The organism is Synechococcus sp. R55.2 (assembly GCF_047462075.1).
GTDB lineage: Bacteria > Cyanobacteriota > Cyanobacteriia > Thermostichales > Thermostichaceae > Thermostichus.
Window position 1 is genome coordinate 1 of sequence record NZ_JANSIH010000256.1, and the last position, 4,831, is coordinate 4,831.

The following is a 4,831-nucleotide window of genomic DNA, read 5'->3' on the forward strand; positions in this document are numbered from 1 at the left end:
AGGGTGTGGTCGGGGGGCACGGACTGGGTCTCGAACTGACAGAACTTGGCCGTGCAGTCCTTCACAACCAGGCTTTTGAGTACCGAGGGGCGAGGAGTGAGAAGGGAGGAGTGAGAGGAAGAAATCTCTTCTCTTTGCTCTCTCCTCTCCATGCTGGGCAAAGTTCAGCTTCGTAGGGACTCCGTCCCGCTAAAGCGACCAGTGTTGCGTAGTCTTTCAGAGCGGCTTTGCGGATTAAACCACCGCTCGATGATGTGGCAAATCTGCCGGGCGGCGGTGCCATCGCCAAAGGGGTTTTGGGCTTGGGCCATGCGGGCATAAGCTTGCGGGTCTGTGAGCAATTCTCGGGCTGCCTTCAGGATCCCTTCGGGATGGGTGCCCACCAAGCGGGCGGTGCCGGCGGCAATCGCTTCAGGACGTTCGGTGGTCTGCCTCAGCACCAGCACCGGTTTGCCCAGGGCAGGGGCCTCTTCTTGAATGCCGCCGGAGTCGCTGAGGATGAGGGTACAGCGCTGCATGGCGCTCACCCAGAGGGGATAGTCCAGAGGCTCAGTGAGAAAAGCCCGCTCATGGGATCCCAACAGGGCTTGCAGGGGATCCCGCACCAAGGGGTTGGGATGGAGGGGCAAGAGAAGGGCAGTATCGGGAAACTCGGCCAAAATCTGCAGCAGAGCCTTGCCGATGGCAGTTAAGGGATCCCCCCAATTTTCGCGTCGGTGCAAGGTAACCAGCAGGACACGGTAGCGCTGCCAGTCCAGGCCGGGAATGGGGCAGGGGATCCCTTGGGAGGCCACCTGCAGTAGGGCGTCGATGACAGTGTTGCCGGTGCAATGGATGGATCCCACCACGTGGCTTCGCTTCAGGTTGTCAACGGCTTGGGGGGTAGGGGCAAAGTGCAGGCTGGCCAACTGAGAGATCAGGCGGCGATTGGCCTCTTCGGGGAAAGGATTGTAGAGATCATCGGTGCGCAGTCCGGCTTCCACATGCCCGACCGGGATGCGGTGGTAGAAAGCTGCCAAGGCAGCCGCAAAGGCGGTGGTGGTATCTCCCTGCACCAAAACCAGTTGAGGATGTTGCTCTTGAAAGTAGAGTTCCAGGCCCCGCAAGGTGGCTTCGGTAATGTCTGTCAAGCTTTGGCGGGGGCGCATGATCGCCAGATCCCGATCCGCTTGCAGACCGAATAGCCGCATCACCTGATCCACCATTTCCCGATGTTGTCCGGTCAAGATCAGCTCGGTGCGCAGATGGGGACTGGCACGCAGGGCTTGAATCACCGGGGCCAGCTTAATGGCTTCGGGCCGTGTGCCCAAGATCACGGCAATGAGGGGAAGGGAGGCCATAAGCTCAAGGACATCGGCGCCTGTAGAAGATGGGAAGAGCTGACCCACTCCGCGCAGCTCATTGGGGCAAGGCTACTGAAAAAACAGAGGTGGCGAAGGGTGTGGGTTGCTCAAGGTCGCAAGCCACCGGGGTGTGGACTCTGCTGAGTCAGGCTGAGGGCAATGTCGAGACGAGAGGAACCACGAGGGGGCTATTGCTGCTCACTCCGATCTTACCCTCAAGCTGCTCCGCCGATTGTTCACCGGATGAGCTGGAGAAAAAGGGTTGACGGGATCCCACTCCTGCAACTAGCCTAAAGGGGGCTGAAGAGATCCTCTTCTGGCTGTCCGGGTTGTTTCGGTTAACCTTTTTGGAGGAAAACGTTCAACAGCATGGACGCTTCCGGTAGTCGTAGCGCCAGCCACCAGTGGATGGTCTTCGAGGAGCACGTTCTTGAAGATTGGGCTCTTACTGGTGTCTTCCTTTTCCCCGCTGACAGCTTCTGTCGTCGCTTGAGAGGATCCCGTTTCGCCAACGCGAAGGGGTGGGAGAGTTTTCCCGGCTAGCTTTTGACTTGGGTGGCTCTCTCAGTCGGCGACGAACAGATGAGCTGAGCAGAGCCTTACCTGAGCAATGGGTTTGTGCAGCCCTGTTCAGAAAAGGGGAGATCAGGAGTAATTCCGAGGGGATTCCCCTTGACTTTCCCGTTGTGGGTTTTGGGGTTTCCGCAGGCCTGGGGATCCCTTGGAGTCCCTTTTATCGGCTTGGGCGCTTGCGATCCAAGCTGGGCTTGGAGGCCTGGCGCTAGACCTACGGCTTGCTGCGCGGCCATCCAAGGGTTTCAGGGCTTCCCTGTGAGCCTCGGAGCACCGGTTGGCTGTTGACCTCCTGGTTCTCTTCATCCCGGCTGACCCCAACGTTCGGAGGTTTATCATGCGGCAAAACATTCTTCGCGATCTCCTAACCCCTGCTTCCTTGGAAGCCGCCAAGCGAGAGGCCAACCGCGCTCCCATTGCCGAGCTGGTGCAGCAGTTGATGGAGATTTCACCTCGGCAGCGGGTTTTGGCTTTCCGCTTGCTGGAAAAAGACAAAGCCATTGCAGTGTTTGAGTATCTGCGGCCCGAAGAGCAGGCCGATCTCATTCGCAGCATGGAAAGCCCAGAAGTGATCCGGCTGGTAGAAGCCTTACCTCCGGATGAGCGGGTGCGTCTGTTTGAGGAGTTGCCGGCCAAAGTAACCAAGCGCCTCATTGCCAACCTCAGCCCAGAAGCTCGGGAAGCAGTGAATATCTTGCTGGGTTATCCAGAGCGCAGTGCCGGTCGGCTGATGAACCTGCGCTACTTGTCGGTACGGGATACCATCACCGTCGGGGCTGCTCTGGCCAGCGTGCGGGACTCTCAACTGGGAGACGATGAGCTGGATGTGATTTTTGTGGTGGACGATCAGCGGTTCTACAAAGGTTTGGTTCGCACCGTGCGCCTCGTGAAAGCAGATCCGGATTTGCCCATTCGGGAGCTGATTGAGGGATCGGATACTTTTGCTCGGGTTACCGACCGGGATCTCCAGGCAGCTCGTTTGCTCAAGGATTCGGGCTTGCCGGCCATTCCGGTGGTGGATACGGAAGGGCGCTTGGTGGGAGATATCACCTTTGAAGATGTCATCAACTTGGTGGAAGAAGAAGCCACCGACGCCGCTCTGGCCCAAGCAGGGGTGGGCAACTTGCTCAGCCGAGACAAGGTTTGGAGCGAGCGCCTGGTTAAAGGCTCCCGTTGGTATGCCGTCCGCCTGCGCATCACGTTTTTAATCATCACCTTGATTGGCGGCATGGTGGTGGGGGGAGTGATCGAAACCTTTGAGGAAGTGTTGCAAGCAGTAACGGCAGCGGCTATTTTCATCCCCTTGGTCATGGATATGGGCGGTAATGTCGGTACCCAATCTACGACCATCTTTGCCCGTGGCTTGGCTTGGGGCCACATCAACGTGCGGCAGTTTCTCCCCTATTTGCTGCGGGAAGCCAGCATTGGTGGCATTATCGGTGTGATCCTGGGGGCCACGGCTGGGGTGATTGCCTACTTCTGGCAGGGGGCACCCAATGGGATCCCACAATTGGGTCTGGCGGTGGGCTTGGCTCTGGCCATTGTCCTCACTTTGGGGGCTATCTTGGGCGCCATTTTGCCCTGGGTGATGTTAAAGCTGGGCTTTGACCACGCTCCGGGAGCGGATCCTTTTATCACCACCATTAAAGACTTCACCGGCCTCTGGGTGTATTTCACCCTGGTGGCTTGGCTAGTCGGGGTTGAAGTGTAGCTCTAGGGCTGCGCCGGCGCTAGATCCAGGGGGCACCTCACCGGCAAAGCGCGTTCCAGGAACGAATAATCCAGCTAATCCAGCCCTTCTTGAGAAATCAGCCTTTCAGAGTCTCGCCACAAGGCCATCGCGACGGCGGCGCAGAGCACTTTTACGAGGTGTCCTTTGACCAACGAAGGGTTACAGCAAACATTTAGGAGGTGTGCCATGACCTTGAAAGTTCTATCTCCCTTGGCTGCTGCTCAATTTCGGTCACGGCTGCAGCAGTATGCCTATCGGGTGGGCATAACCTGTGCTTTAGAAACAGGTGGTAAGCTGGCCCCAGAATCCGCCTTTGCTCAACTGGAAGCCCTCTGGCAAACCTTGCAACAGGAAGCCACTGCCCTTGGGATCCCAGATGAGGATGGCTAAACTTTATCCTTTCACGAGAACCGGAGCATGACCTGGATTGACTTCACCTTGCGTTTGGCCGTTGCCTTTGTCCTGGGATCCCTCATTGGCCTGGAGCGACAGTGGCGGCAGCGTATGGCCGGCTTACGCACCAACACCTTGGTGGCCACGGGTGCAGCTTTGTTTGTCATGCTCTCGGTTCTCACCCCTGATGAAAGCAGCCCGACCCGTATTGCGGCCCAAGTGGTATCGGGGATTGGCTTTTTGGCCGGTGGCGTGATTCTCAAGGAAGGAGCCAGCGTCCGTGGCCTGAACACTGCCGCCACCATCTGGTGTGCAGCCGCGGTGGGAGCCTTTGCCGGATCGGGGTACATTCCCCAAGCTGCCATTGGAGCCGCAGCTGTGTTGATCTCCAACGTTGTGCTGCGTCCGCTGGGCTACCGCATCAACCAGCAGCCTTTGAAAGGCACAGAACTGGAACTGGTCTATGAGTGTTCGTTCATCTGCAAAAGCCAAGCAGAGGCCCACATCCGCGCCTTGCTCTTGCAAGGCATAGCTCCCACCCATCTCAAACTGCGTGCCCTCTACAGCGAAGACCTGGAGGACAAGCCCGATCTGGTCAAAGTCGAAGCAGAGCTGGTCACCCAGGCCCGCGACGACCAGGCCCTAGAACTTGTCGTCAGCCGCCTCAGCCTAGAGCCAGGCGTGATCACTGCCCGATGGCGGATCATCGAACAGGAATTTGGGTAAACTACCCGACTCCGACCGCTAAGCGGTACGGAGCGGGCTTTCAGTAGCCCTGAGCCTGCTCTGC

At 58.2% G+C, this 4,831-nt stretch carries 4 protein-coding genes; 3 read left to right on the plus strand and 1 reads right to left on the minus strand.

Features of this window, described 5'->3' with window-relative positions:
* Positions 1 to 164: 164 nt before the first annotated feature.
* Complete coding sequence (wecB, locus tag NW838_RS08640; protein ID WP_414358081.1) at positions 165 to 1,340, minus strand: non-hydrolyzing UDP-N-acetylglucosamine 2-epimerase; 1,176 nt, start codon at positions 1,338 to 1,340, stop codon at positions 165 to 167.
* A 913-nt stretch (positions 1,341 to 2,253) separates the two neighbouring features.
* On the opposite strand from wecB, the gene mgtE reads away from it, so the two are divergent.
* The 3 genes from mgtE to NW838_RS08655 all read left to right on the plus strand — a co-directional run bounded on the left by mgtE (position 2,254) and on the right by NW838_RS08655 (position 4,767).
* Positions 2,254 to 3,627, plus strand: coding sequence for a magnesium transporter (gene mgtE, locus NW838_RS08645; RefSeq protein ID WP_414358082.1), 1,374 nt, complete (start codon positions 2,254 to 2,256; stop codon positions 3,625 to 3,627).
* 207 nt (positions 3,628 to 3,834) lie between these two features.
* The gene (locus NW838_RS08650) at positions 3,835 to 4,038 is read left to right on the plus strand and encodes a hypothetical protein (protein ID WP_238376758.1); all 204 of its coding nucleotides are present in this window, start codon (positions 3,835 to 3,837) and stop codon (positions 4,036 to 4,038) included.
* Between the two features lie 27 nt (positions 4,039 to 4,065).
* On the plus strand, positions 4,066 to 4,767 hold the full coding sequence (locus tag NW838_RS08655) for an MgtC/SapB family protein (protein ID WP_414358085.1): 702 nt from the start codon (positions 4,066 to 4,068) through the stop codon (positions 4,765 to 4,767).
* Positions 4,768 to 4,831: the final 64 nt, after the last annotated feature.